Source organism: Chryseobacterium caseinilyticum, from assembly GCF_014837145.1.
Taxonomy (GTDB): Bacteria; Bacteroidota; Bacteroidia; order Flavobacteriales; family Weeksellaceae; genus Chryseobacterium; species Chryseobacterium caseinilyticum.
On record NZ_JACYFS010000006.1, the window covers coordinates 1 to 25,732 of the forward strand.

Genomic DNA, 25,732 nt, shown 5'->3' on the forward strand with positions numbered 1-25,732 from the left:
GAGTACACTGAGAAAGCAGGAGTTCCTAAATTCGGTCACACTTACCTTTATGATGGTGGTACAGGAGAAAGATTTACTCAGGCTGCGACAGTTGGTATCATCTACATGCTGAAATTAGGACACGTGGTAGATGACAAAATGCACGCACGTTCTATCGGACCTTATTCACTGATTACTCAGCAGCCTTTAGGAGGTAAAGCTCAGTTTGGTGGACAGCGTTTCGGAGAGATGGAGGTTTGGGCTCTTGAAGCATTTGGTGCATCAAATATCCTGAGAGAAATCCTTACTGTGAAGTCGGATGACGTGATTGGTAGAGCAAAAACTTATGAAGCAATAGCAAAAGGAGAAGCAATGCCTGAACCAGGTATTCCGGAATCTTTCAACGTATTACTTCACGAGTTACAGGGTCTTGGATTAGACGTAAGACTTGAGGAATAAATTCGATTTGAAATTAATTTATTTGAAATTTGAAATTCTGTCCGCAGGGTTTAAATAAAGTTCAAAATAAATTGTAGAGATTCATTAATCTCAAATCTCAAATCTCAAATCTCAAATTCAAAAAAAATGTCAAATAAAAATAAATCAAGTAGATTTAATAAAATAACCATCGGTTTAGCTTCTCCTGAGTCCATTTTACAGGACTCAAGAGGGGAGGTTTTAAAGCCGGAAACCATTAACTACAGAACGCACAAACCTGAAAGAGACGGTTTGTTCTGTGAAAAAATCTTCGGTCCAATCAAAGATTACGAATGTGCTTGTGGTAAATACAAGAGAATCCGTTACAAGGGGATCGTTTGTGACCGTTGTGGTGTAGAGGTTACGGAGAAAAAAGTACGTAGAGAAAGAATCGGACATATCGGTCTGGTTGTTCCTATCGCGCACATTTGGTATTTCCGTTCTTTACCAAACAAAATCGGTTACCTTTTGGGTATTCCTTCCAAGAAATTAGATATGATCATCTATTACGAGAGATATGTTGTTATTCAGCAGGGTATCGCTAAGAAATTAGATGGTTCTGATTTTGACGATAAGGAGTTCCTTACAGAAGAAGAATACCTTGATATCATGGAAACTCTTCCTGTAGAAAACCAGTATCTTGATGATTCAGATCCTAACAAATTCATCGCCAAAATGGGTGCTGAAGCTGTTGAGGAATTATTAAAAAGAATCGATCTTGATGCGTTATCTTTCGATTTGAGACACAAAGCTCATAACGAAGGTTCAAAACAAAGAAGAACTGAAGCTCTCAAAAGATTGAACGTTGTAGAAGCATTGAGAGGTGCTAACACTAGAATGATCAACAGACCGGAGTGGATGATTATGCGTGTGCTTCCGGTTATACCACCAGAACTAAGACCATTGGTTCCGTTGGATGGGGGACGTTTCGCAACTTCTGACTTAAACGACCTTTACAGAAGAGTAATTATCAGAAACAACCGTTTGAAAAGATTATTGGAGATCAAAGCTCCTGAAGTAATCCTGAGAAACGAGAAGCGTATGCTTCAGGAATCTGTAGATTCATTATTTGATAATACAAGAAAATCTTCTGCAGTAAAATCTGAATCAAACAGACCATTGAAGTCACTTTCAGATTCATTGAAAGGTAAGCAGGGTCGTTTCCGTCAGAACTTATTGGGGAAAAGGGTAGATTACTCTGCGCGTTCGGTAATTGTTGTCGGTCCAAACTTACAGCTTCACGAATGTGGTATTCCTAAAGATATGGCAGCTGAGCTTTACAAACCGTTTATCATCAGAAAACTGATCGAAAGAGGAATTGTAAAAACAGTAAAATCTGCCAAAAGAATTATCGACAGAAAAGAACCTGTAGTTTATGATATCTTAGAAGGTGTAATGAAAGGTCACCCTGTTTTACTGAACAGAGCACCTACTTTGCACAGACTGGGTATTCAGGCTTTCCAGCCTAAGATGATCGAAGGTAAGGCAATCCAGCTACACCCATTAGTAACAACAGCATTCAACGCCGATTTTGATGGTGACCAGATGGCGGTACACTTACCGTTAGGCCCTGAGGCAATTTTGGAAGCTCAGTTATTAATGTTAGGTTCTCAGAATATCTTGAACCCTGCAAACGGTTCTCCAATTACGGTACCATCTCAGGACATGGTTCTTGGTCTGTATTTCATGACCAAAGAATTAAGCTCTACTGAAGATATGAAAGTATTGGGTGAAGGTCTTGCATTCTATTCTCCGGAAGAAGCGGAAATCGCTTATGCTGAAGGTAGAGTTTCATTGAACGCTAAAGTAAGATGTAGACTTCCAATTAAAGAAAACGGTGAAATCACTGTGAAATTAACTGAAACTTCTGTCGGTAGAATCTTATTTAACCAGATCGTTCCTAAACAGTCAGGATATATTAATGAACTTCTTACAAAGAAATCATTAAGAAATGTAATTGGTAAAGTACTTGCCGATACAGATTTCCCCACAACTGTGAAGTTCCTGGATGCAATGAAAGACTTAGGATATTCAAATGCATTCAAAGGAGGTCTTTCTTTCTCATTAGGTGACATCGTAGTTCCTGTTGAGAAAAAGAAAATGATCGCAACATCTATTGAAACTGTAGACGAGATCAGAGCCAACTACAACATGGGTCTTATCACAGATACAGAAAGATATAACCAGGTAATCGACGTTTGGACAAACACCAACGCTGGATTAACTGAAATGATCATGAGCAGAATGAAAGTTGACCAGGGTGGGTTCAATTCTGTATACATGATGCTTGATTCTGGTGCGAGGGGTTCTAAAGAACAGATCCGTCAGTTATCAGGGATGAGAGGTTTGATGGCAAAACCGCAGAAAGCTGGTTCTACCGGTGCGGAAATTATCGAAAACCCGATTCTTGCAAACTTTAAGGAAGGTCTTTCGATCTTAGAATACTTTATCTCTACCCACGGTGCCCGTAAAGGTCTTGCGGATACCGCTCTTAAGACTGCCGATGCAGGTTACTTAACGAGAAGACTGGTAGACGTTGCACAGGATGTTATCGTAACGGAAACTGACTGTGGAACATTGAGAGGTACAGAAGTTACTGCACTGAAGAAAAATGACGAAATCGTTGAAAAAATCTCTGAAAGAATCTTAGGTAGAGTTTCATTACACAATGTATACGATCCTGAGACAGACGAAATCATCGTTAATGCAGACGAAGTAATCAACGAAGCATTAGCTAAGAAAATCGAAGAGATTGGTCTTGAAGCTGTTGAAGTACGTTCACCTTTAACCTGTGAGGCTAAAAAAGGTATCTGTGCTAAATGTTACGGTAGAAACCTTGCTACAGGTAAAACCATCCACATGGGTGAAGCTGTAGGGGTTATCGCTGCACAGTCCATCGGGGAACCGGGAACTCAGCTTACGTTGAGAACCTTCCACCAAGGTGGTGTATCTACCAACGTATCAGAAAATCCTGCAATTATCGCAAGAAGAGACGGTATCGTAGAATTGGATGAGGTAAGAACAATTACTTCTGAAGACGAAAACGGTAACACTGCTGAAGTAGTGGTATCGCGTACTACAGAATTCAGATTGGTAACTGACAACGAGGCGAGAACTCCTCTTATGGTTGCCAACGTACCTTACGGTGCTATATTAGCTGTAAAACCAGGTGATAAAGTAAGCAAAGGTGATGTAATCTGTAAGTGGGATCCGTATAACGCGGTAATCATTGCTGAAACTGCCGGTAAGGTAGAATATGAAGACATCATCCAGGGTATTTCATTCCAGCTGGAGATTGACGAACAGACAGGATTTGAAGAGAAAGTAATCTCTGAATCAAGAAATAAGAAAGCTGTACCTACATTGAAGGTGGTAGATTCTAAAGGTGTTGAGCAGAAAGGTTACAACTTACCGGTAGGAGCCCACTTAATGGTAAATGACGGTGAAAAAATTAAGGCTGGTAAAGTCTTAATCAAAATCCCGAGAAAAGCTGCAAAGACAGGGGATATCACCGGAGGTCTTCCGAGAGTTACGGAATTATTCGAAGCAAGAAATCCATCAAATCCAGCTGTAGTAACAGAAATCGATGGGGTAGTTTCTTACGGAAAGATAAAAAGAGGTAACCGTGAATTGATCGTTGAAGCTAAAACTGGTGAGAGAAAAATTTATTTAGTTAAATTATCAAACCAGATCTTGGTACAGGAGAATGACTTCGTTAGAGCTGGTTCGCCACTTTCTGACGGTTCAGTTACGCCGGACGACATTCTGAAGATCAAAGGGCCAACTGCGGTTCAGGAATATTTAGTAAACGAAATCCAGGAAGTTTACCGTCTTCAGGGGGTAAAAATCGACGACAAACACTTCGAAATCATCGTAAGACAGATGATGACAAAGGTATCTATCGTTGACGGAGGTGATACTCAGTTTCTTGAAGGTGCACTTGAGCACAAATACGACTTCCTTGAGGAGAACAACAGAGTATTTGGTCTTAAAGTAGTAACTGAAGCCGGAGATTCTAAAACTTTCCAGCCAGGACAGATGATTACTGCAAGAGAATTGAGAGACGAAAACTCTAAACTGAAGCGTGAAGATCAGGCTTTGGTTGAAGTTAGAGAAGCACTTCCTGCTACGGCAACGCCGGTATTGCAAGGGATTACAAGAGCAGCTCTACAGACCAAGTCGTTCATGTCTGCAGCATCGTTCCAGGAAACTACAAAGGTTCTGAACGAAGCAGCAGTTGCAGGTAAAGTAGACAGCCTGAACGGTCTTAAAGAAAATGTAATTGTAGGACACAGAATTCCTGCAGGTACAGGTCTTAAAGAGTATCAGAATGTAATCGTGGGTTCTAGAAAAGAATTCGAAGATCTTAACTAAAATTAATAATTTGAAATTTGAGGTTTGAAATTATTTTTATACTTTCACACTCTCAAATTTCAATTTTAAAAAATATAATTTATAAAATGGACAACAATCAAAATCCACAAGACGGAAACATCAACATCCAGTTAAACGAAATGGTAGCTTCAGGAGTTTACTGTAACCTTGCTTTAGTAAACCACTCTCCATCTGAGTTTGTAGTAGACTTCATCCAGATGATGCCAGGTGTACAGCAGGCAAACGTAAGATCAAGAGTAATCCTGGCTCCTCTTCACGCGAAGAGAGTTTTGGCTGCACTTCAGCAAAACATCACCAACTACGAGCAGCAGTTCGGAGAAATCAAAGAAGTTGAGCCTTTCGTATTAGGAGGAAACAACGTACAGGCATAAGATTTTTCTTATCAGATATAAAAGAATACCCCGGCGGAAGTTGGGGTATTTTTTTTACTTACAACTCAGGTATTTTTTATTTGGGCGCCAATTTCCGTCCTCCGTTCCCGCTTTTTTGTGCCACCGCATTTTCCATCGCTTACAAAAAGAGCTCCACTCAGGCCGGGGCGCGGGAATTTGCTTTTTTTCCCACATCTCATAAAGTCCGAAGAGTTAAATTCGAATAGCTTTAGGGTGAACTTATGGAAGCAAATTCACATCACAAGAAAACCTGCAGGGTTAAATTCGAATAGATTTAGGGTGAACTTATGGATGCGAAATCATTTACATCACAAAGAACCCACAGGGTTAAATTCGAATAGCTTTAGGTATATCTATAGACGAAAAATTATTCCATCACAGAGCTCCTGAAAGATTAAATTCCAGATTTAGGTCAACCCATGGGCGTAAAATCATTCGCATCACCAAGAACCCGCAGGGTTAACTTCAAATAGACGTAGGTGAAACCTATGGTAATAAAATAATTCGCAATAAAAAAGAACCCGAAGGGTTAGATTAGTTTAGCTTTAGGTGAACTATGGAAGCAAAATCATTTACATCACCAAGAACCCGCAGGGTTAAATTCAAATAGCCGTAGGTGAAACCTATGGTAATAAAATATTCGCACTAAAAAAGAACCCGAAGGGTTTAATTCGTATAGCTTTAGGTGAACAATGGAAGCAAAATCATTCACATCATTAAGAATCCACAGGGTTAAATTCGAATAGCTTTAGGTTTATCTATAGATGAAAAATTATTCCATCACAGAGCTCCTGAAAGATTAAATTCCAGCTTTAGGTGAACCTATGGGCGTAAAATCATTCACATCACAAGAACCCGCAGGGTTAAATTCAAATAGCCGTAGGTGAAACCTATGGTAATAAAATAAATCGCACTAAAAAAGAACCCGAAGGGTTCAACAGTCTCCTGCCTCTCATCCAACAAAAACTATTAAGAATCGTTCAAAATTACAATCCTGCGAAAATAAATATCAAACGACAATTTCAATTTTATACCTTTGATTTCGTAATTATTTAAAAAATATGTTAGATAATCAGTTTATTGTTGATAAATTTGAGTTTTTAGGCTCAGAATTTTTAAAAGAAATCAGTAAACATGCTGTCATCACTGCAGTAAAAGCTAAAACTGAAATCGTAAGAGAAGGGCAGAAAAATAAATTTGTTCCGTTTCTCATCAAAGGTTCCGTCAGAGTTTTTACACTTAACGATGGCCGCGAACTTATCTATTATTACGTTCGGGAAAACGACAGTTGTATGATGACGTTTTCCTCTATTTTCACAGATTACATCAGCCGGATTTATGCTGTGGCAGAGGAAGATTCCGAAGTTTTACTCATTCCGGTGTCCATAATGCATGACTGGCTGCTCCGTTTTCCTGCCATCAACAAACTTTTTTTTCAGGAATACGACAAACGATTTTCCGATGTGATGAACATGGTCAACGAAGCCGTTTTCCACAAACTCGACAAAAGAATCTTAAGCTACATCAAACAGCAGATTGCCATTACAGGAAATCATCCCATTAAACTTACCCACCGTGAAATCGCTACCAATCTCGGCACATCAAGAGAAGTCGTGAGCAGAGTAATGAAAAAAATTGAGAACGAAGGTGAGATTTCTCAAAGCAGAGAAGGCATTAGAATACCTGAATCTGTCGATGTTAGTGTTGTCTAATAAATTTGTTTTAGCACTTTTATTACTCCGATTGATAAAAACAATATCATCGGTGACTTTTATCACCAAGTTTTAGAAAGAGAAGTCTCTAAGTTTGTCGTACGAATTTTAAACAAAAACGTGTATGACAAAAACTCTCTTATTTTTGTCGCTATTTTCTTCAGTTCTTGCCTTTTCACAGGAAGATCTGCTCAAAGATATCGACACCATTTCAACCAACAGTACAACTTCGCCACCGGCTTTCAAAGCACTTCAGATCGTCACCGGACAATCTACCAAACTCACTGCAAAAAATGAATGGTATTTTGTAGTAGCACACCGTTTTGGAGATGTGAGTGAAGGTTTTAAAAACTTTTTCGGACTAGACGATGCTTCCACCAAACTCGGAGCAATTTATGGTTTAACAGACGGAATTTCTTTAAGCCTCTCCAGAGAAACGAATATGAAAACCTTTGAATTCGGAGCAAAATACAGGCTTCTGAAGCAGAGCGAAAACATTCCGGTAGATCTCGTAGGCTACAACGTGATGGCAATGAACACCGATCTGGATAAAGATACATATCCGCATCTGAAGTTTGGCGACAGGCTTTCGTACCTTACTCAGGCTTTGATTTCACGAAGATTTAATGAAAACTTTTCGCTGCAGCTGTTGCCGTCTTATGTTCACAAAAATCTCTATGAACCGGCAGTTGAAAACGATAATCAATTCCTGACCGGATTGGGCGGACGTTATAAAATTTCCAAAAGAATCTCCATCAACGCAGAATATTTTGTGAATTTTGATAAGCACAGTTTCTACAAAAATCCTTTGTCTCTGGGAATGGATATTGAAACAGGAGGCCATGTTTTCCAGCTTTTATTCAGCAATTCACAGTTGAATTCTGACATTGGTTATCTCACCAACGCAACCGGAAAGTGGGACAAAGGACAGATTTTCTTTGGGTTTAATCTTTACAGAGTATTTTAAAATGAAAAAAGTAATCTACACAGGATCGCTGATTTTTTTCATAACATCCTGTGAAAGCAGAACCTATGAAGAGATTTCAGACAACACGCCGATTACCAGTGTGGTAAAATACGAGTCAGATTTAAAACCGATTATGGACAGTAACTGTACCAGTTGCCATTCTGCGTCAGGTTTTAAACCTCTCAATAATTACAATTTGGTAAAAGAAAACATCGACATCATTATTAACCGGATTCAACGACCGGCGGGAGATCCTTTGAAAATGCCTCAGGGCGGATCTTTATCGCCAAATCAAATTAATCTTTTCGTGAAATGGAAAGCGGATGGTCTGATTGAAAACTAAAAAAATTATTTAAAATGAAAAATCTACTTTTAATATTGACTTCATTGCTGTTCAGCAATCTTCTTTTGGCTCAAAAATACAGCTCTAAGACAGGAAAAGTCACCATCGAAGCATCTGTTCCGATGTTTGAAGATGTTTTTGCGCAGGATGACAGTAACGTTGTGGTTCTCAACGCTGATAACGGAGAAATGGCTTCAGTTTCGGTAGTCAAAAACTTTAAATTTAAAGTGAAACTGATGGAGGAGCACTTTAATGAGAGCTATGCCGAAACCGCAAAATATCCGAAGGCAACATTCAAAGGAAAAGTTGTAGGGTTTGATAAAACAAAACTGACTGCAAACCCTCAGAAAATTACTGTTCAGGGCATATTAAACTTTCACGGTGTTGACAGAAATGTTTCTTCTGCCGCAACCATTTCTGCCAAAGACGGAAAGATTTACCTGAAAGGAAATTTTGTTGCCAAATCAGTCGATTTTAAAGTAACCATCCCGAAAATGGTGATGAAAAAAGTCGCTGAAAATGTGAACGTAGAGTATAACTATACACTCGTGAAACAATGAAAAAATTAATTTTATTCACAGTTTTTTTTCTGAATTTATCACTTATTGCAGCTCAGGAAAAAGCAAAATCAGTATTTGATATTGCCAGAAGCGGAACGGTTGCAGAGCTGAAAGATCTGATGAAAAATAATCTTGATGTCATCAATCAAGCCAATGAAAACGGATATTCACCCTTAATTTTGGCTTGCTACAGGGGAAATACTGAAGTCGCAGATTTTTTAATTGATAACGTAAAAGATGTGGATTATAAAAGTCAGGATGGTACGGCATTGGCTGGAATTTCAGTACGTCACAACAGATCTTTGGCAGAACATTTATTAAAGAAAAATGCAAACCCCAATATCGCAGACGGTACCGGAACGACACCCTTATTTTGGGCAGTAAAATCAGGAAATAAAGAACTTGTTGAGCTTTTACTCCAATATAAAGCCGATAAATCAATGAAAGATTCAATGGGAATGACTCCTTTTGAATATGCTTTAAAGGCAGACAATAAAGAAATTATCAACCTCTTAAAAAATTAAAAATATGAAAAAACTTCTACTCATTTCAGGTTTAGCTTTGGCAAGCATTGCACAGGCTCAGTTTTCGTCCGGAACAGTAAATTTAACTGCAGCGGCCATGACCGTAAAATTGGATACCAACACAACGACAGCGACGATCACCTTGACTGGCGACAGCAATTCTATGATGGGAATTGGTTTCGGATCTTCAGGTATGGCGAGTGGTTCAGACGGTTTTATTTACAACTCATCACCTAACCGGGACTATACTTTTGGAGGTTTTACTACTCCTTCGGCAGATACTGTTCAAGACTGGACTGAAGTTTCCAATACCGTTTCAGGCAGCACCAGAACCGTCGTAGCAACGCGAAGTCTTACAGGCGGAGCGGGCGATTTTGCCATCCCAAATTCGGTGGGAACAATCAATATCTTTTACGCAAGAACTGGTGGAGGAACAGGAATCGCTTATCATGGCGGAAGCCGTGGCTACGCTTCTTTAACGATGGGAGCTACCTTGAGCACCAAAGATTTGTCGGCTGAAAGTAAAAAAGTTTCTTTTTACCCAAACCCTGCAAAGGAATCAGTCAGTTTTAAAAACGCAGACCAGATAAGATCAATTGAAATTTTTGATTCTACAGGTAGAAAAGTAAAATCCACAACACTGGAAGGAGAAACTTTAATTATTTCCGATTTAAATGCAGGCAGTTACTACATTGAAATTGCTTTGAAAGATGGAAGCGTGACCTATGAGAAATTAATTAAACTATAGAGAAAAGCCACTGAGAAGTGGCTTTTTTGCTTAATATCTTTGCATGTAGTCTTTTCTGAGAAGATATTGTAGCAATGGCTATTTCTGCTTTTTAAACCTCATAGGTTTCTGAAACCTATGAGGTTTATAGTTTATCTCTTCTAATTTTTTGCTGACAGAAAATTAATTAAATCAGGATGTCTATTTTGCAGAAAAGGATTCCAGCTTTGAGGAGAAAAGAAAGATGAACAATGCTGAATAAAGCTTACATTGGTCTTCTGTCCATCTATCGTAAAAGAACCTTCTAAGGGAGTCATATTTCCAATTTTTGGTGAATACGCATAATCAAAATGCGTCACAGTTTTATCAGCTTTCAAATTACCAAAACCTTCAGAAGCTTTCAGTCCCAGAAAAATACAGTCTGTTGGTTTTACAATCTTCACCACTTCCGCAAAGACTGCCCATCCGTTTTTAAAGTCAACACGATTCGGCTGCTCTCTTTTTTCACCATTAAAACTGCTGTAATCCATGGATCTCTGAATGAAATTATAAAAAGATATATGCCTCCATAGCTCAGATTTAGTCGGCTTTTTCTGTAACAGTGCCTGCCAAAAATTATCTAATAACTGATACTTATATAAATTCTGAATCTGCGTTTCATCAATCAGTTTTCTGGTGAAAAATGGGCCTTGATGTCTTAGCAAATCTTCCTCATATTCTGCTTTTGTCTTTCCCATTGCGTAATGAGATTCGCCAACGATGAGTAATCTTCTTTCTGCATCGAAAAACTCCGAACCTACCCACGGGAGGCGGGAGAGGGTGGAGATTTTGGCGAGGGCGTGGTCTTTTTGATGGAAGAGCAAAAGATGGAATTTTTTTGTGTATAAATTTATTAAATTTTAATCTGTGGCATTTATTGTTGTCATTAGTTCTTCAATTTCTTCATTTGAAAATCCTACCTGCGTACCAACATTCTTAATAAACATTTTTTCTAAAATGTGAAATTCATTATCAATTTTTGCTAGCTTTATCAAATTTGTAATTAGCTCTAAAGAGTCATTTATCATATTTTTAAAAATAGAATAATCGACCACCAAATTTTCTTTCGAATACAATCTACTAATTAATTCTAATTTTAATTCTTCAGATAACAAAGATTGATTTAATTCTTTTTCAAATACTTCTAATTCTTCTTCAGCGATTTTTCCGTCAACTTTTATAAGATTAACATAAGAATTGAATTTCAACAGGTTTATATCAAAAGCTTCAGTAAATTCTGCGTCTTCATAAAAAGTGTAGCCATTTGATTCATCTTTTAAATCATTGTTTTCAATGAAAGTTTTTCGTGCCAAATTTCCTATAGCATTGGTTCCGATTGCATTAACAGTTCCTCCAATAATTCCTCCGGCAACAGGTACTAATTTAACAAGATTGACGGCTCCTTTCTCGCCAAACTTTGTAATTAGCCTGAATCCTACCATGCGATTTATCTTAGTCAATGTTTTACCAGAAACAGATTTTAACGAACTCAAAGCGAGTTTACTGCCTATAGCTATTCCCCCATCTTTCAGTATGTCTTTAACGGATTCACCTACTAGACATAAATATATTAATGATTTTACTTTATCATCTTTAATATCATAACCACCAATAAATGCAATTGCGGCAATCATTCTCATATGAACGTATATTCCGGTGGAAATATCTGCAGGTATTGCTACTGGTAAAGTTATGAGTCCACCAAGTCCTGTTAAAAATCCTGAAGTTGTTGTTTTGCTAATTTGCCAACGGATTAATGAGTTTACATTTTGTAACATAGTGCCCGTTCCTTTCGTATAGCTTGAAGCAAAGACTTCTATTGGATCAGAAACGCCAGGTATTCCGTTTAAAGATTTTTCATAGGCCCAATCAAGAACTTGTAACATTTTTGTAGATTTCTCATTTTCACTAGTTGTTTCCATAGTAATAGGTTTTTAAATTTAAATAATTTCACAAATCTACTCCCCAACCCAGACAAACCGCGTCCGAGTAAAAAAAGCATTTTAATTTTGTCGCTAAACTAAGAATTAGTTTTTATAAAATTTTACGTGATGCCGTACTTTGACGTGTTATTATAAATTGTTTCAAAAAATTTAATATAAAACTTAAAAAGATCTCAGAAAACTCGTAATGTATCATCAAAAAAAATCTTCCTCCCAATCAGAAAGAACTGTTCAGGAGGAAGAAAAATATAAATTCACTGGTGTTAATCAATCATTTTTGTGATCACCATCGAATAGGATGTACGGATCAAAAGATTACTTCTTGTGAAACCATTGCCTGTGTCAAACTCAAACTTTGTTTTGATAGGAGTTGGACTGGTTAAGGTGAGGTAAAAGGTACCCTGAAAAAATCTGAAAGTACTTGATAACTGCACTTCTCTGTTTTGTTCTGTGAGTACAGCGTTGGTGGTTGCGTTAACCAGATAGCTGCGTGTAGCTGTAAGAACGTGACCCAGATAAGTCGTATTTGCAGGACCTGTACTGTTAGAACTGTTGTCTACAGCATCCACTCCGTATCTGATGATGTATTTTCCTGCCGGTAAAGTGATGGTTTCGGTATCTGAGGCAAGCGATGCTCCCGTGATTTTGTTGCTGATAACGCTTAATGGTTTTGCAACATTATTGGTGCTGTTTACGGGTATCAGGGGAGTTTGTTCTGAAGGACTGTTGATAATCAGAGACATTGACTGCGGTTCTGATCCGGCAACGATAAATCTCTGCCACTGGTTTTTTATCCAGACATAATATCCTTTTGGATGGATTGATGCGCCACCTTTATTGTAGATAATGAGTCCGTCAGCGGGATTTGCAACTGGGCTCGAAACACTGTTCAGTGTAAGCAGGTCATATTGCGGAAACAATACACCTTTGTTGGTGGATGTCACATCTAATGAGCTGCTGGGATCGGGATTTGTGGTATTGATCCCTATCGACTGCGAAAAGAAATTTTCGCCCGAAAATAGGAATATTACCGTTACTATTTTTAAGATATTTTTTATCATTTTTTTGTATTATTGGTTCAGAATAGCTCTTTGGATATCTAATTTTGCATTGCTAATGATGATCGCTCCGTTGTTTGGAGTAGTGCCACCCAAGCCATTTTGATAAGTTCCACCATTGTCGTGGGCGATGCTCGGTAAAAGATTGATAGGAGTCGCGGAATCTGTTGCAAAAGAAAAACTTAAATTCAGAAAATGCGATCTCGCGCCCGTGGCCGCTATTGATGTTGCATTGATGCTTACTGTGTCTCCATATTGGGAACCTGTAGCCGGGTCGATCAGTTTACCAGATATTGGTGAAGGTGAATAGGAGTGGCTCCTATTCCGGCAGTGGCGCCTTCCAAAGCTGTTCTGACGTTTAGGGATAGATTCACAATATATCCGCTGTTGCCCTGAAGTGTAATAATTCCGGTAGTAGGATTGTAGCTGGTTCCTGAACTGTTTGAAACCGTGGTAAAGCCAATATCGTTGAAATTTTTAAAGGTTCCATTGCTTAAACCACCTAAAATAGTGTAATCTGTAGTTCGCTGCAGAATCATGTAATCTACCAGATTATGGGAATCTGATAAGAGATTCCACCTGCTGTTTCTCCAGATATAGATTCCGGAGATGATGGTATTTCCCTTATTGAAAACAATCAGTCCATTCCCAGGATTACTTACCGGTTTGGTATTGTCAAATACATCAACAATATCTACTCTTGGCAGGAGAACTCCTTTATTGTTGTAATTCGTAACTTCAAGTGCTGCCGAAGCGGTACTGACGGGCACATCGCTGATAACTACCTGACTGTATACTGTATTAAAAAAGATCAGTAAAATAACTGAAATATAATTTTTCATATTTAATTCTATTAAAGTTTAGTTATTCTGATAAAAGATCCGCTCGGGATAACATTTACCAAATCATAAAAAGTGCTTCCCTGCATTCTTCCCAATCGGAGTCTTAATGCTGACATGATGTTAACATTGGCATTAGCAGGAACATTGCACACATAGCTCCACGATGCATAATGGTTTACATTTACTTTAGAAAGCACAGGTATTTCCTTTCTGTTTCTGGGCACGGCAGTGATGGTTCCGGTAGTATTGTTGTAAGTCTCGGGATAAAAATCTACGAAGTATCCCATCAGATAAAAATCGCTTCCTGATAGCGGTGCTGTTGGAGGATTGTTGGGAACCGGATTGTCAGCAGGCGGAGAGTTAAGATTTAATTTCAGTTCTACCAGATAATTTCCCTGAGGAAGTACAAGAGAGTAAGATCCTGAAGTGTTATTAATGATTTTAAAACCTGCAATATTCGAGAAAGGAGAAATAGTAGGATTGTTTACGAGCAGTTCAAAGCTAATTCCCTGTGTCGCATTGTTAAGACCTGAATGATTTCCTGTAAATCCTACAAAGGCAATTTTCGGGGTGTCATCCGCATCGATGGCAGCCTGCCATCTGTTTACAGAAGGACTGGAATCAAAATAATGAAGCGTCTGTCTGTTGCTGTTAACTCCGCCGTTGTAAGCTAAAAGTCCGTCAGCAGGTGCACTTACGGGTGTTGTAAGGCTGTTTAAGTTTGTAAGATTTAATCTGGGAAGCAACAAGCCTTTATTTCCTCCTGAAACAGTCACTGTCGGAACACCTGTATATCGGCTTCCACCATTATTCACTGTTATTGCAGTGATTACACCGGCGGTCACAGTGGCTGTTGCTGTTGCCTTGGTACCACCGTTGAGGATGGCTCCACCGCCCAAGAAGTTAATTGTAGGTATAGTTTTGTAACCACTTCCACCGTTGGTAACCGTTACGCTTGTCACAGCACCTCCGGAAATTGTGGCAACTGCTGTTGCGGGTACACCTTCAAAATTTTCTATGTGCAGTAAAGCACTGTTATCAGGTGTGCTTGTATTAATCCCTACACTGCCGGTCTGTGAAAAAGCCACAGTAGAAAATACGGCACAGAGTGAGACTAAGATTTTCTTGATAGTCATTTTTTTTTTTTTTTTTTTTTTTAATTGATATTGTTGTATATCAGACATTTGTGTTTCTGATTTTTAAATCAAAAAAACAGTCGGTTACAGAGAGAATGTTGATGTAAGGAAAATGAAATTCAGTTTTATGATGGTAGAAATCACTAGAATTTAGATATTTTCTTAATAGACTACTCGTACAGAACATTCTCATTTTGTAAAGCAGTAATGGTCTTCCTGATGTCGGTTCGATAATGATTCCCCACGACAAAGTTTCAAAAAATCGCGGAAAATTTATTTATCGAATAACACAGAGTACTGTATCCTGAGTTGATGAAATAACGCAGAACAGATTATTTTCCTGAGTCATTGCACCAGGTTAAATGGAGTAAGGAGTACCTTAGATAAATGGGGGAGGTCTTACGTTTAAAGAACTGCGGTAATGGTTAAAAAATAATAAATCTCCGTCCCGGAAAAGTGTTTTTTTTCGATCCGGAAAAAGAGTTATGTTGCTTTTTAAATCAATAAGAATTGCTGTAAGCTTCAGATCGTGTGTTGTGGTCGGAAGTGCAGGACAGCTTATCTTTGAATGGGAGGATAAAAAAGTATCATCATTGGGAAAAGGTGTAAAGGCAGGAATTCCTTTTTTCCGGGTTCTGATCTTTTTGACAATCGTCTTTTTTTCACCGGACAAATTAGCAAACTTCTTTACTGCAGTCTTTTTAACTTTCTTTTGAATTACAATTTCGTTGGAAGCATAATGATTTTCGCTGACCACTTTTATCTTTCCGACAAGAATTATTTCAGAATGAAATTCTTTTTCTGATTTTTCGGAAGTGGATGAAAGATTTTTTCCGTCAACATATAGAGATGCGCCTCCGGTAACGGTTATTTGCGCAAAAAAGCCCTGTGCACACAGCAAAAACACAACAATCATTATTTTACTTTTCATCAAAAGCGAAATAAGATGTTGAATTTTTTTAGTATTTATCTGTGTGTTTTTTCTCAACGCTTGTATATTGTTTTTCAGCAGGCAAAGATAGAGATAAGAAATTAAAATTAAATTAAAATTAACTTAAAATTCTATAAAGCAGATATTTATCAATTATGCGATGAATAATACAGATGTTTTTTAAATTTAAAATGGAATGTTGAGTATTTTTTTTAGTCCAGTTTCTTTTTTGTTGACTACTAATTTTAAAAAGTTTTTTTCGAAGAAATTATTTTTTAAATCAAACATAAATAGTTTCCTCAGAGAAATATTCAGTTTTTTTTATAGAGACAATTTTTTTGGTTTAATATGCTTTTGATATTCACTTTACTTTCACTTAAAATGAAACCTTTATTTTTGCAGAAATTTTTTTTGGTCTTATGAGAATATATTTCACAGTTTTATTTCTGTTATTATTTACAGTTTCATTTTCGCAGAATAAAATTGATACGGCTCAGGTCGTAGTTTCAGGCAGAATCAACAGTGAAGAAGCGAAGTCGAAACCGTATGTCATTATGATTTCCGCAGACGGTTTCAGATACGATTATGCTGAAAAATACAGTGCTCAGAATCTTTTGAAACTTTCTGCTGAAGGTGTTCAGGCAAAGGCCATGATTCCGTCTTATCCAAGTATCACTTTTCCGAATCACTGGAGCTTGATGACAGGATTGTATCCATCGCATCACGGCTTGATTGATAATTTTTTCTACGATTATAAACTGCAGAAGAACTACGCCATGAACAAAAAAGACATCGTGGAAGATGGAAGTTGGTACGGCGGTATTCCGCTTTGGGCACTGGCTGAAAAGCAGGGAATGATAAGTGCGTCCATGCAGTGGGTGGGCTCAGGAAGTGATGCTGGCGGCAAAAGGCCAACGTATTATTATCCGTATCACGAGAAATTTACACCTTCAGAAAAAGTTGATAAAGTGATGAACTGGCTGAAATTGCCTGAAGAGAAAAGACCACATTTTATTTCCATGTATTTCCCTGAAGTGGATGGGGCAGGACATCATTTCGGACCTGAAGCAAGAGAAACTGAAATTGCAGTTCAGTTGGTAGACGCTGCGATTGGAAATTTGGTTGAGAAAGTCAATGATTTAGGTTTAAAAAACGTCAGTTTCATTTTTGTTTCAGACCACGGGATGATTCAGGTGGATGGTGGAAATCCTCTGGAAATTCCTGCAGTACTTTTAGATAAAAACAGATTTGACTTTTATAATTCCCAGACTTTGCTGAGAGTTTATGTTAAAAATCCAAATGAAGTTAAAAGTGTTTTCAGAGAATTAAAGGCCGGTAAAAGCGATGACTTTGAAGTTTACCTCGATAAAAAACTTCCGAAATATCTGCATTTCGCCACAAGAGACGACAGCTACAGCAGAATTGGTCAAATCCTTCTGATCCCAAAAGCTCCGAAAGTCTTTTTAGAAAAAAATCAGAAAACCTCTCTCGGAAAACATGGCTACGATCCGAAGCTGGTTCCTGAAATGAAAGCAACATTCTTTGCGTGGGGTTCGGCATTTCAAAATAATCATAAAATAAATGAATTTGAAAATGTAAATGTTTATCCCTTAGTCGCGAAAATTTTAGGTTTAAAAATCGACGAAAAAATTGATGGAAAACTGAAAGTTTTAAAACCAATTTTAAAGAAATAAGATAAAAGTCCCAACGGTACGAAATAATAAAGGATAGAATATCCTATCAAAAATATTCACAAATAAAACAATCGGCAAGCTCATCACTCGCCGATTATTTTTTTAAAATTCCAAAAGCTTGATTAAAATTTTAGTTTTTAATTAAAATTAAAAATTCCTTAAGAATTAAACCTTTCTGCAAACTCTTTTCCAAATTCTTCCAACTTTATGTCTCCTTCAATAACAGAACCATGTTCAATAAAATCTTTCTGTACAACTCCGGTTCGGATTCCTGATCCCATTTCTGTATAAAGTTCAGCCATCTCCTGCGGAACTCCTGCGTTAAGCATTCCGCTCAGAGTATCCTGATCTGTGAATTCAACCCATGGAAGATCAGGCTTGCCGACAGCATTTCCGAAAACTTTAGCAAAATCAGAGGCTGGGCGAACATCACCCACGATATATTTTACATTTTTGCCTTCAGAAAATTTCACCAACTCTCCGGCGGCAGCTTTGGCAATATCAGTGGGGTGAACTAATGGAATGGAAGCACTTTCCGGGAAATTAGCACCAATAATCCCTGCATTTTTAATCAGTGGAATGTCATTGAAAAAGTTTAAGTAAAAATATCCCGCTCTCAAAAAGGTTACAGAGGTATTTTCAATAGTACTGTAAAACTTTTCTATTGAATACAAACTTTTTATCGGGCCGTTATCTACTGGAGATTCAACGCCAATACTGCTCAGCATTACGATTTTCTTTACTCCCGTTTTCTTAATTGCTTCTGCGTAATTTTTTCCTGCGCTGATGGTATTTTCAATAATGTTGATGCCTCCCATATTGGGTGGTGTCATCAGGAAGGCAGCATCTGCTCCCTGAAAAGTCGTGATCAAAAATTCCAGATCAGTTATCGACCCAATCGCTGCGTCAGCGCCTAAAGCTGTGATATCATTTCTTTTGCTTTCATCACTGCTGATAACGGTGATTTCGTGACCTCCTTTGATCAGTTGTTGTGCAAGTGGTTTTGCTACATTTCCTAATGAACCCGTGATTATAATTTTCATAATTGAAATATTTAATTTTAATGTTGTTATTTCTGAGAACAAAGGTATATTTGTACTTACTTTTATACAAGTACTTACCCTAAAGTATGTATTATGACAGCCATTAAAGAAAGTTCTACCATTCAGCAGAATAAAAAATATGCACTCGGCCTCTGTCCGGTCACGTATGTGATGGAAAAAATCGGAGGCTATTGGAAACCGATCATTTTATATCACCTTTCAACGGGCGATAAAAGATACAGCGAACTCAAACGGTCAATTCCTGCAGTTACAGAAAAGATGTTGATTCAGCACCTGAAACAGCTGGAAAATGACGGTTTAATCATAAGGACGGCTAAGCCTGTCGTTCCACCTCATGTGACGTATAACCTGAGCGAATCAGGAAAAGATTTAATTCCTGTCATTCATGCAATGGCAGAGTGGGCTTTCAGAGAAATGGAAAGAGAGAAGGGAATTTGACTTTATTTAAACTAAAAATATTGAAAACAGTTTCGGCGGGCTAAAGGCCCGCCGAAACTGTTTTCAATAAGATAAATTTTTAGTTTTTCTTCCCTGCAGCCTGCATCGGATTTACTTTTCCGTTGCTTGCACCTCTTGTTGCTCCCTGCTGATTTTGTTTGAAGAGCTGGAATTTTGAAGCTTCGGCTGAACTGTTATCACTGCTCCAGAAATTATTTTCTGTATCAATATCTGCAGTTTCTCTCAAAGGATCCAGTTGAATCGATTTCAATTTTTTACTGAAATAATAGGTTCTGGATACCTCCTGCTCATTCTGTCTCCAGATTTGAGCCGAAGCTTTGTCTTTTAATTTGGAACCGTCTTCAAAAGTGAATTCTAAAATCAATGGCATTACCAGTCCACCCTTGTTGGCGAAATCGATTTGGTAGGCGGTGATATTCTTCAGTCTTTCTTTATCAGATTTGTCTAATGCTGAAGTACCTTCAGATTTAAATGTATATTCTTTGTCAGTATTTACTTTTTCCTGTCCACGGTCGTATCTGTAATAGAAATCCTGAAGGTCTTTATCTTTTTCAACTTCAAAAGTGATAGATTTATCTTCGCGGTTGCGGATTTTTGAGATGTCATCATATTTATTCTGCACCGGTGCATCTGTTTTGTATTTTGTTTCCGAAGAAGTTCTTGGCGGAGTGTCAAAATCAGGTGTGGCAACAGTCACTTTTTCGATAGAAATGTCTACAGGATCTGTTCCGTAGAACCATCCTCTCCAGAACCAGTCGAGATCTTCGCCGCTCGCATCTTCCATTGTTCTGAAGAAATCTGCAGGCTCAGGATGTTTGAAAGCCCATCTTTTTGCATACGTTTTAAAAGCTTTGTCAAAAAGATCTCTTCCCATAATGGTTTCACGGAGAATATTCAGTCCTGTAGCCGGTTTTGCATAAGCATTCGGGCCAAACTGAATGATGTTTTCAGAGTTGCTCATGATAGGTTCCAGCTGGTCTTTCGGAAGTTTCATATAATCAACAATCGTCCATGCCGGACCTCTTCTCGACGGGAATTTGTTGTCCCATTTTTCTTCGGTAAGATATTCTGTGAAAGTATTTAAACCTTCATCCATCCAGCTCCACTGTCTTTCGTCTGAATTGATGATCATCGGGAAAAAATTGTGCCCGACTTCGTGAATAATTACGCCAATCATTCCGTTTTTAATCGCTTCAGAGTAAGTTCCGTCTTTTTCTGTTCTTCCGTAATTGAAGCAGATCATCGGGTATTCCATTCCGTTGGACGCTTCGATAGACTGTGCTACAGGATAAGGGTAGGGAATGGTAAATTCTGAATAGGTTTTGATTGTATGTGCAACGGCTTTGGTAGAAAATTTTCTGTATAATCCGTAAGCTTCCTTAGGATAAAAGCTCATCGCCATTACTTTGTTGTTGTTTTCGGGAATCGTCACACGCATTCCGTCCCAGACAAATTTTCTGGATGAGGTCCATGCGAAATCTCTCACATCCTTAGCTTCAAAAACCCATGTTTTTCTTTGTTTAGAATGGTTTTTCTCTGCTTTTTTAGCTTCATCCAAAGTTGCAATTTCTACAGGTTCAGTTGCTGTTTCCGCTTTTTGATATCTTGAATACTGTGCTGCAGTAAGTACTTCGCTGTAGTTTTTACATTCTCCTGTTCCACCAATCAGGTGATCAGCAGGAACATTCATTTTCACTTTAAAATCTCCGAAAACCAATGCAAATTCTCCACGTCCTGTGAACTGATGATTCTGCCATCCCTGAAAGTCACTGTAAACACACATTCTCGGATACCATTGTGTGATGGTGTACAGATCATTTCCGTCTTCAGCAAAGTTTTCGTAACCGCCTCTGCCGCCCATTTGCATACGGTTCGGAATATTGTAATTCCAGTCTATTTTAAATATGAATTTTTCACCCTTTTTTAAAATTTTTGGCAAATCAATACGCATCATGGTTCTGTTAACCGTGTATTTTAAGGGATTTCCTGATGCGTCTGTTACTTTCTCCAAATTCACTCCATAGCCGTTATCTTTTGCTGGAAGCTCAGTTGCTTTCAGTTGCTGGTCGGTAGTTGCTTTAGGTAAAGTTGAGGAAGACTGGTAATCCGCTTTTTTAACCGTCGACTGCTGGTTTTCATCGAGCTGAAGCCAGATGTAATCAAGATCATCCGGTGAATTATTATAATAGGTTACTGTTTCAGAACCTTTCAGATTTCTTTTATCTTCATCCAGATACGCAGTGATGTCGTAATCTGCTCTGTTTTGCCAGTATCCGTGTCCCGGAGCTCCGGAAGCAGCTCTGTACATATTGGGAGTCGCCAGAATTCCGCCCAGCTGTTCAAATTTATTTCCATGATTGCTTCCCGGATTATTAAGGATATTCTGCCCCTGAGCAACAGAAAAGCTGAGAAGGACAAATGCGGTTATTTTGAATTTCATTATCAACAGTTTAAGAATTTGTAAATATAATGATAAGTAATTGTAAATTAAATAAAATAGGTCAGAAAGGAAGTCTTTCCAAAGTCATTTTCAGCGAAAGCGCAAAAACGCCTGATGAAATAAAGAGAATCCAGTCTTTTTTGTTGACTTTAAATAAGTTTAAAAGAACAAACATGATCACCAGAATTGCAGCGACGATCACGATCTGACCTAATTCCAGTCCAACATTGAAACCAAAAAGCGGTACTGCGATGCTCTGGCTCTTCGCAATCATCACACGGGCGGTATTGGCAAATCCCAAACCGTGTATCAGACCAAAAAATAAGGCTAAATAATAATTGGTTTTGTTGCCTGACTGCTTTTTGTTTTTCATTAAAATATTCCCCAAAGCCGTCAGAACGATGGTTAATGGAATAAGAAATTCCACCCAATCAGATGGTAAACGCACAATATCCAAAATGCTGAGTGCCAAAGTAACGGAATGTCCGATGGTAAAGGCGGTGATAAGTACAAGAATTTTTTTCCAGTCGGAATAAGAATAAATAGCGATTAAAGCCAGGACAAACAGTTGATGATCAAGAGCATCCAGAGAAATAATATGTTCCCAGCCCAGATTGAGATAGAATAAAAAATCCTGCATTTCAGTTTCGTTTTTTAGAAAAGCGATTATACGGAAATTATTTTAACTTTGTCCAGATTCTATTCCTTTTAACAGTTATCTGTGAATGTTTTAATCTGTCCTAATTATTAGATAATTTAATGATGAAATCTTCTTACATACTGATTTTTCTAACCCTAATTTTTTTTACAACCTCTTTTACAGAAAAACACCCTTATCACGTAGGTTCTGTAGAAATAAATCACAATAAAACTTCAAAGACATTCGAAATTACAGGAAGGTTTTTTATGGATGATCTGGAAAATGCTTTAGGCAAAAAATATGGAAAGCCTTTTCATTTTAATGATCCTCAATATAAAGCTCAACTGAACGAAGCTCTGAAAAACTACAGTGCTGAATACTTTAAACTGAAATCTGACGGAAAATTTTTAAAAGTAAATTTTGTTGGCTACGAAGAAGATCACGAATCTGTTAATGTTTATCTGGAAACAGAATCTGTCAGTCAGCCAAAAAAAGTGGAAGCTGCTGTAAGCTTCTTATACAATTACTTTGATGATCAGCTCAACATCGTGCATCTCATCGTCAATGGAAACAGAAAGAGCGAAAAACTGAGTTATCCGAACCGGTACACGTACGGAAATTTCTGACGTATTGTACAACATAAAAAAAGCGGCGCAACCTTACAAGTTGCGCCGTTTATTTTTAAGGATAAACCTCTTTGAATTTCTCTATCAGATGATCAAGATTGTGACGCTGTACGTACACCGTTTTTACCTCCTCATATCTTGGAGATCTGTAAAAAACTTCATGGAAATCCATGCTGCCGTTTCCTACTTTTACAATTTTTTCTACATCAATGTTTAATTTCTTTAGCTCTTCTTTTAAGACTTGAAATTCGTCTTGGATATTGTTCATCTTTATATTTTGTATTAAGTTAAAAATTTGTCAGTTATTTTGGCTTGTGCCCCTGTTAAATTCAACAGATTGTTAAATTTTTAATAAATATAGCAATTTATTTTCGTTTAACCATAGGGTTTGCCTCAAAATTTTAGTTTTAACAGAATTACAAAAACTATACCTAAGTGAATAGGTATTAATGAAAAGTGAATTTAATGTGAACGGAATGTTAACAAATGCCGGTTTAATCGTATTTTACATAAATGATTCTAAGTGAATCAATTAGTAGAAATTGATGATGGCAAAGCAGAAAAATGTTCATTTTTTTGTGACTTTTATTTTAACTTCTGTAGATTTAATGCATCAAAGCTGGAAATTAATAACATGAATTTATCTAAAACAGTCATTTTAATCACGTTTTCTGCATTATCAAAATCGGTTTTCGCACAGGAAAGAGAGCCGGTCATCCTTGAAGTCAAAAAAAAGACAGACCGTGAGGCTGGATCAGATAAAAAAGAAAACGTAAAATATTTTCACCAGTTCGGTCTGATGTCACGCAATCACGATGATTTTAAAGCGAAATACGGAGTGACAATTTTTTACGAAAACTGCGTCGCTACTCCGCTGCTTTCTGACAGAGCAAAGAAGCACAATCTTGAGGTTGCGCAATATCTTACGCAAAAATATGGTGAAATCTGGAAGGAAGATTTAGGATTTTTGCCTTACGGATTATAATTTTTCGTCAACTTCCAGCTCATGTCTGAGCTGAGCTTTGTACAAAGTAGAGTAATAGCCGTTTTTTTCGAGGAGTTCAAGATGTTTTCCCTCTTCAACGATTTTACCCTGATCCATCACAATAATTTTGTCGGCCTTTTCTATGGTTGAAAGCCGATGTGCGATGATGATGGACGTTCTGTTTTTGGTAATTTTTTCCGTTGCTCTCTGAATCAGTTTTTCACTTTCGTGATCGATGGATGATGTGGCTTCATCTAAAATTAAAATTTTCGGATCTGATAAATACGCTCGTAAGAAAGATAAGAGCTGACGTTGTCCTAATGAAATTGACGAACCTCTTTCGCTCACCACATATTCGTAGCCGCCAGGAAGACTTTCTATGAAGTCATCCACTTCAATCTCTTTTGCTCCGGCTTTTATTTTTTCCAAAGTGACGGTTTCATCTCCAAAAGCAAGATTCTCGAAAATACTTCCGTGGAAAAGAAAAACATCCTGGAGAACGACACCGATGTGACTCCTCAGATTGTAGAGCTCGTAGTCTTTCAGTTCGACATCATCAATGAAAATTTCACCTGAATTAATGTCATATAATCTTGTAATCAGACTGATAATAGTGGATTTGCCCGCGCCTGTTGCTCCGACAATCGCTACAGTTTCTCCTGGATTTACCTTAAAATCAATTCCTTTTAAAACTTCCTGTTTGTCATCGTATGCAAAACGTACATCTTTAAATTCAATTTTTCCTTCAAAATGATCTTTGGAAACTTTACCGTCATTCGGCATCGCATAATCTTCATCCATAATCCCCAAAACCCTTTCAGCACCTACAATTCCCCGCTGTATATTGTTGAAACGGTCTGCAATCTGTCTCAAAGGACGGATCAACATTGAAATAAACTGGATGAATGCGATTACTACACCCGCACTGATGGTGATGTAGCCTCCGTAAAAAAGCACGAAGCCAATAAAAAGTGAAGAAATCAATTCCACCACAGGGAAGAAGAGGGAGAATATGAAAACTGTTCTCAGTAAAGCACTTTTCAGGGTAATATTAATGTCATCAAACTTTTTAAATTCAGCCTGCTGTCTGTTGAAAACCTGGATGATAGGCATTCCAGCCAGCCTTTCCTGAACAAATGAGTTTTGAGTTGATGTCCAAGATCTTTCATCCCCAAAAGCCTTTTTCAGTTTTTTCTGGAAAAATCTCGTGATCACCACCATCAAAGGTAAAATCGCAAGAGAAATATAACTCAGATGCACATCCACCTGAAACATCATAAAGAGGACGAAAATAATTCTCAGAACATCACCGAAAACCATCAGAAAACCATCAGTATACACTGTGGCAATCGTTTCAACATCACCAACGGCACGTGTTACCAGCTGACCAATCGGAGTTTTATCAAAGAAAGCTGTTCTGAAATAAATCAGTTTATTGTAAAGCCTTTCACGGATATCTCTGATGACATTTTGCGAAATATAATTGGAAAAATAAACGAGAAAGAAATTTAAAATTGTTTCGGCAAAAACCAATCCCACCAATCCATAGATGTGTTTCATCATCAAAGCTTTATCTTTCAGTTTCGTGATGTCATTATCCACGATCTGCATCGTAAGATAAGGTCTGTAAGTAGAAACAATGGAAAGTATGATGGAAATAATCAGGGTAAAAATAAACCAGGTGCGAAACTTCATACCAATGAAGAAAAGCCTTTTTACAATTGCCCAGGTATCTTGTTTTTTCATTTATAGAATTGACGTAAAGAATTGTTTTGAAAAATTCTCTGCAAATTTACGGC

At 37.8% G+C, this 25,732-nt stretch carries 24 protein-coding genes; 13 read left to right on the forward strand and 11 right to left on the reverse strand.

Annotated features, from left to right (window positions below):
* The 9 genes from IC610_RS15785 to IC610_RS15825 form a co-directional block, all read left to right on the forward strand.
* Window positions 1-438 (forward strand): DNA-directed RNA polymerase subunit beta (locus tag IC610_RS15785; RefSeq protein ID WP_449506094.1); only part of this gene is annotated, 438 nt, incomplete at its 5' end.
* 126 nt (window positions 439-564) lie between these two features.
* Window positions 565-4,830: a DNA-directed RNA polymerase subunit beta' gene (gene rpoC, locus IC610_RS15790; RefSeq protein WP_191737708.1), complete on the forward strand. Its 4,266-nt coding sequence runs from the start codon at window positions 565-567 to the stop codon at window positions 4,828-4,830.
* 86 nt (window positions 4,831-4,916) lie between these two features.
* The gene (locus tag IC610_RS15795) at window positions 4,917-5,222 is read left to right on the forward strand and encodes a DUF3467 domain-containing protein (protein ID WP_056084768.1); all 306 of its coding nucleotides are present in this window, start codon (window positions 4,917-4,919) and stop codon (window positions 5,220-5,222) included.
* 1,082 nt (window positions 5,223-6,304) lie between these two features.
* Window positions 6,305-6,955, forward strand: coding sequence for a Crp/Fnr family transcriptional regulator (locus tag IC610_RS15800; RefSeq protein ID WP_191737709.1), 651 nt, complete (start codon window positions 6,305-6,307; stop codon window positions 6,953-6,955).
* Between the two features lie 124 nt (window positions 6,956-7,079).
* Window positions 7,080-7,922, forward strand: coding sequence for a DUF5777 family beta-barrel protein (locus IC610_RS15805; RefSeq protein WP_191737710.1), 843 nt, complete (start codon window positions 7,080-7,082; stop codon window positions 7,920-7,922).
* A gap of 1 nt (window position 7,923) precedes the next feature.
* Entirely contained in the window at window positions 7,924-8,265 is a 342-nt protein-coding gene (locus IC610_RS15810; protein ID WP_228462950.1) for a hypothetical protein, read from the forward strand.
* A gap of 14 nt (window positions 8,266-8,279) precedes the next feature.
* Window positions 8,280-8,825 carry a YceI family protein gene (locus IC610_RS15815; RefSeq protein ID WP_191737711.1) on the forward strand — a complete coding sequence of 182 codons (546 nt, stop codon included), beginning with the start codon at window positions 8,280-8,282 and terminating at the stop codon, window positions 8,823-8,825.
* Window positions 8,822-9,349 (forward strand): ankyrin repeat domain-containing protein, encoded by a 528-nt coding sequence (locus IC610_RS15820; protein WP_191737712.1) that lies wholly within the window; start codon window positions 8,822-8,824, stop codon window positions 9,347-9,349. The genes IC610_RS15815 and IC610_RS15820 overlap by 4 nt, the downstream gene beginning before the upstream one ends.
* Before the next feature lie 4 nt (window positions 9,350-9,353).
* Entirely contained in the window at window positions 9,354-10,097 is a 744-nt protein-coding gene (locus tag IC610_RS15825; protein ID WP_191737713.1) for a T9SS type A sorting domain-containing protein, read from the forward strand.
* 140 nt (window positions 10,098-10,237) lie between these two features.
* On the opposite strand, the gene IC610_RS15830 is transcribed toward IC610_RS15825, so the two are convergent.
* The 6 genes from IC610_RS15830 to IC610_RS15855 all read right to left on the reverse strand — a co-directional run bounded on the left by IC610_RS15830 (window position 10,238) and on the right by IC610_RS15855 (window position 16,025).
* Complete coding sequence (locus IC610_RS15830) at window positions 10,238-10,939, reverse strand: hypothetical protein (protein WP_191737714.1); 702 nt, start codon at window positions 10,937-10,939, stop codon at window positions 10,238-10,240.
* Window positions 10,940-10,975: 36 nt separating this feature from the next.
* Window positions 10,976-12,037: an EcsC family protein gene (locus IC610_RS15835; RefSeq protein WP_191737715.1), complete on the reverse strand. Its 1,062-nt coding sequence runs from the start codon at window positions 12,035-12,037 to the stop codon at window positions 10,976-10,978.
* A gap of 284 nt (window positions 12,038-12,321) precedes the next feature.
* On the reverse strand, window positions 12,322-13,119 hold the full coding sequence (locus tag IC610_RS15840) for a hypothetical protein (protein ID WP_191737716.1): 798 nt from the start codon (window positions 13,117-13,119) through the stop codon (window positions 12,322-12,324).
* Between the two features lie 275 nt (window positions 13,120-13,394).
* Window positions 13,395-13,958 carry a hypothetical protein gene (locus IC610_RS15845; RefSeq protein WP_191737717.1) on the reverse strand — a complete coding sequence of 188 codons (564 nt, stop codon included), beginning with the start codon at window positions 13,956-13,958 and terminating at the stop codon, window positions 13,395-13,397.
* Between the two features lie 11 nt (window positions 13,959-13,969).
* Window positions 13,970-15,094, reverse strand: a complete 1,125-nt coding sequence (locus IC610_RS15850; protein ID WP_191737718.1) for a hypothetical protein — start codon at window positions 15,092-15,094, stop codon at window positions 13,970-13,972.
* A gap of 379 nt (window positions 15,095-15,473) precedes the next feature.
* Window positions 15,474-16,025: a hypothetical protein gene (locus tag IC610_RS15855; protein ID WP_191737719.1), complete on the reverse strand. Its 552-nt coding sequence runs from the start codon at window positions 16,023-16,025 to the stop codon at window positions 15,474-15,476.
* 419 nt (window positions 16,026-16,444) lie between these two features.
* Between IC610_RS15855 and IC610_RS15860 the strand changes: the two genes are divergently transcribed.
* The gene (locus IC610_RS15860; RefSeq protein ID WP_191737720.1) at window positions 16,445-17,719 is read left to right on the forward strand and encodes an alkaline phosphatase family protein; all 1,275 of its coding nucleotides are present in this window, start codon (window positions 16,445-16,447) and stop codon (window positions 17,717-17,719) included.
* 158 nt (window positions 17,720-17,877) lie between these two features.
* Here IC610_RS15860 and IC610_RS15865 read toward each other — a convergent pair whose 3' ends face one another.
* Window positions 17,878-18,762: an NmrA family NAD(P)-binding protein gene (locus IC610_RS15865; RefSeq protein ID WP_191737721.1), complete on the reverse strand. Its 885-nt coding sequence runs from the start codon at window positions 18,760-18,762 to the stop codon at window positions 17,878-17,880.
* A gap of 93 nt (window positions 18,763-18,855) precedes the next feature.
* Between IC610_RS15865 and IC610_RS15870 the strand changes: the two genes are divergently transcribed.
* Window positions 18,856-19,221: a winged helix-turn-helix transcriptional regulator gene (locus IC610_RS15870; RefSeq protein ID WP_191737722.1), complete on the forward strand. Its 366-nt coding sequence runs from the start codon at window positions 18,856-18,858 to the stop codon at window positions 19,219-19,221.
* Window positions 19,222-19,300: 79 nt separating this feature from the next.
* Here the strand turns inward: IC610_RS15870 and IC610_RS15875 are convergent, their stop codons facing one another.
* Together IC610_RS15875 and IC610_RS15880 are read right to left on the reverse strand one after the other, a co-directional pair.
* The gene (locus IC610_RS15875) at window positions 19,301-21,682 is read right to left on the reverse strand and encodes a M1 family metallopeptidase (RefSeq protein ID WP_191737723.1); all 2,382 of its coding nucleotides are present in this window, start codon (window positions 21,680-21,682) and stop codon (window positions 19,301-19,303) included.
* A 61-nt stretch (window positions 21,683-21,743) separates the two neighbouring features.
* Window positions 21,744-22,322, reverse strand: a complete 579-nt coding sequence (locus tag IC610_RS15880) for a HupE/UreJ family protein (RefSeq protein WP_191737724.1) — start codon at window positions 22,320-22,322, stop codon at window positions 21,744-21,746.
* 119 nt (window positions 22,323-22,441) lie between these two features.
* Here IC610_RS15880 and IC610_RS15885 point away from each other — a divergent pair, with 119 nt between their 5' ends.
* Window positions 22,442-22,948 carry a DUF6702 family protein gene (locus tag IC610_RS15885; RefSeq protein ID WP_228462951.1) on the forward strand — a complete coding sequence of 169 codons (507 nt, stop codon included), beginning with the start codon at window positions 22,442-22,444 and terminating at the stop codon, window positions 22,946-22,948.
* 55 nt (window positions 22,949-23,003) lie between these two features.
* On the opposite strand, the gene IC610_RS15890 is transcribed toward IC610_RS15885, so the two are convergent.
* Window positions 23,004-23,216 (reverse strand): hypothetical protein, encoded by a 213-nt coding sequence (locus tag IC610_RS15890; protein ID WP_056084070.1) that lies wholly within the window; start codon window positions 23,214-23,216, stop codon window positions 23,004-23,006.
* A 366-nt stretch (window positions 23,217-23,582) separates the two neighbouring features.
* On the opposite strand from IC610_RS15890, the gene IC610_RS15895 reads away from it, so the two are divergent.
* Window positions 23,583-23,933, forward strand: a complete 351-nt coding sequence (locus tag IC610_RS15895) for an FEKKY domain-containing protein (protein ID WP_191737725.1) — start codon at window positions 23,583-23,585, stop codon at window positions 23,931-23,933.
* Here the strand turns inward: IC610_RS15895 and IC610_RS15900 are convergent.
* On the reverse strand, window positions 23,928-25,679 hold the full coding sequence (locus IC610_RS15900; RefSeq protein ID WP_191737726.1) for an ABC transporter ATP-binding protein: 1,752 nt from the start codon (window positions 25,677-25,679) through the stop codon (window positions 23,928-23,930). The genes IC610_RS15895 and IC610_RS15900 overlap by 6 nt on opposite strands.
* Between the last annotated feature and the right edge of the window lie 53 nt (window positions 25,680-25,732).

Bases quoted from the DNA above. Each gene is read 5' to 3' on its own strand.
- rpoC (WP_191737708.1), top strand. From the start codon at position 565: ATGTCAAATAAAAATAAATCAAGTAGATTTAATAAAATAACCATCGGT.
- IC610_RS15795 (WP_056084768.1), top strand. From the start codon at position 4,917: ATGGACAACAATCAAAATCCACAAGACGGAAACATCAACATCCAGTTA.
- IC610_RS15800 (WP_191737709.1), top strand. From the start codon at position 6,305: ATGTTAGATAATCAGTTTATTGTTGATAAATTTGAGTTTTTAGGCTCA.
- IC610_RS15805 (WP_191737710.1), top strand. From the start codon at position 7,080: ATGACAAAAACTCTCTTATTTTTGTCGCTATTTTCTTCAGTTCTTGCC.
- IC610_RS15810 (WP_228462950.1), top strand. From the start codon at position 7,924: ATGAAAAAAGTAATCTACACAGGATCGCTGATTTTTTTCATAACATCC.
- IC610_RS15815 (WP_191737711.1), top strand. From the start codon at position 8,280: ATGAAAAATCTACTTTTAATATTGACTTCATTGCTGTTCAGCAATCTT.
- IC610_RS15820 (WP_191737712.1), top strand. From the start codon at position 8,822: ATGAAAAAATTAATTTTATTCACAGTTTTTTTTCTGAATTTATCACTT.
- IC610_RS15825 (WP_191737713.1), top strand. From the start codon at position 9,354: ATGAAAAAACTTCTACTCATTTCAGGTTTAGCTTTGGCAAGCATTGCA.
- IC610_RS15835 (WP_191737715.1), bottom strand. From the start codon at position 12,037: ATGGAAACAACTAGTGAAAATGAGAAATCTACAAAAATGTTACAAGTT.
- IC610_RS15840 (WP_191737716.1), bottom strand. From the start codon at position 13,119: ATGATAAAAAATATCTTAAAAATAGTAACGGTAATATTCCTATTTTCG.
- IC610_RS15845 (WP_191737717.1), bottom strand. From the start codon at position 13,958: ATGAAAAATTATATTTCAGTTATTTTACTGATCTTTTTTAATACAGTA.
- IC610_RS15850 (WP_191737718.1), bottom strand. From the start codon at position 15,094: ATGACTATCAAGAAAATCTTAGTCTCACTCTGTGCCGTATTTTCTACT.
- IC610_RS15855 (WP_191737719.1), bottom strand. From the start codon at position 16,025: ATGAAAAGTAAAATAATGATTGTTGTGTTTTTGCTGTGTGCACAGGGC.
- IC610_RS15860 (WP_191737720.1), top strand. From the start codon at position 16,445: ATGAGAATATATTTCACAGTTTTATTTCTGTTATTATTTACAGTTTCA.
- IC610_RS15865 (WP_191737721.1), bottom strand. From the start codon at position 18,762: ATGAAAATTATAATCACGGGTTCATTAGGAAATGTAGCAAAACCACTT.
- IC610_RS15870 (WP_191737722.1), top strand. From the start codon at position 18,856: ATGACAGCCATTAAAGAAAGTTCTACCATTCAGCAGAATAAAAAATAT.
- IC610_RS15875 (WP_191737723.1), bottom strand. From the start codon at position 21,682: ATGAAATTCAAAATAACCGCATTTGTCCTTCTCAGCTTTTCTGTTGCT.
- IC610_RS15880 (WP_191737724.1), bottom strand. From the start codon at position 22,322: ATGCAGGATTTTTTATTCTATCTCAATCTGGGCTGGGAACATATTATT.
- IC610_RS15885 (WP_228462951.1), top strand. From the start codon at position 22,442: ATGATGAAATCTTCTTACATACTGATTTTTCTAACCCTAATTTTTTTT.
- IC610_RS15890 (WP_056084070.1), bottom strand. From the start codon at position 23,216: ATGAACAATATCCAAGACGAATTTCAAGTCTTAAAAGAAGAGCTAAAG.
- IC610_RS15895 (WP_191737725.1), top strand. From the start codon at position 23,583: ATGAATTTATCTAAAACAGTCATTTTAATCACGTTTTCTGCATTATCA.
- IC610_RS15900 (WP_191737726.1), bottom strand. From the start codon at position 25,679: ATGAAAAAACAAGATACCTGGGCAATTGTAAAAAGGCTTTTCTTCATT.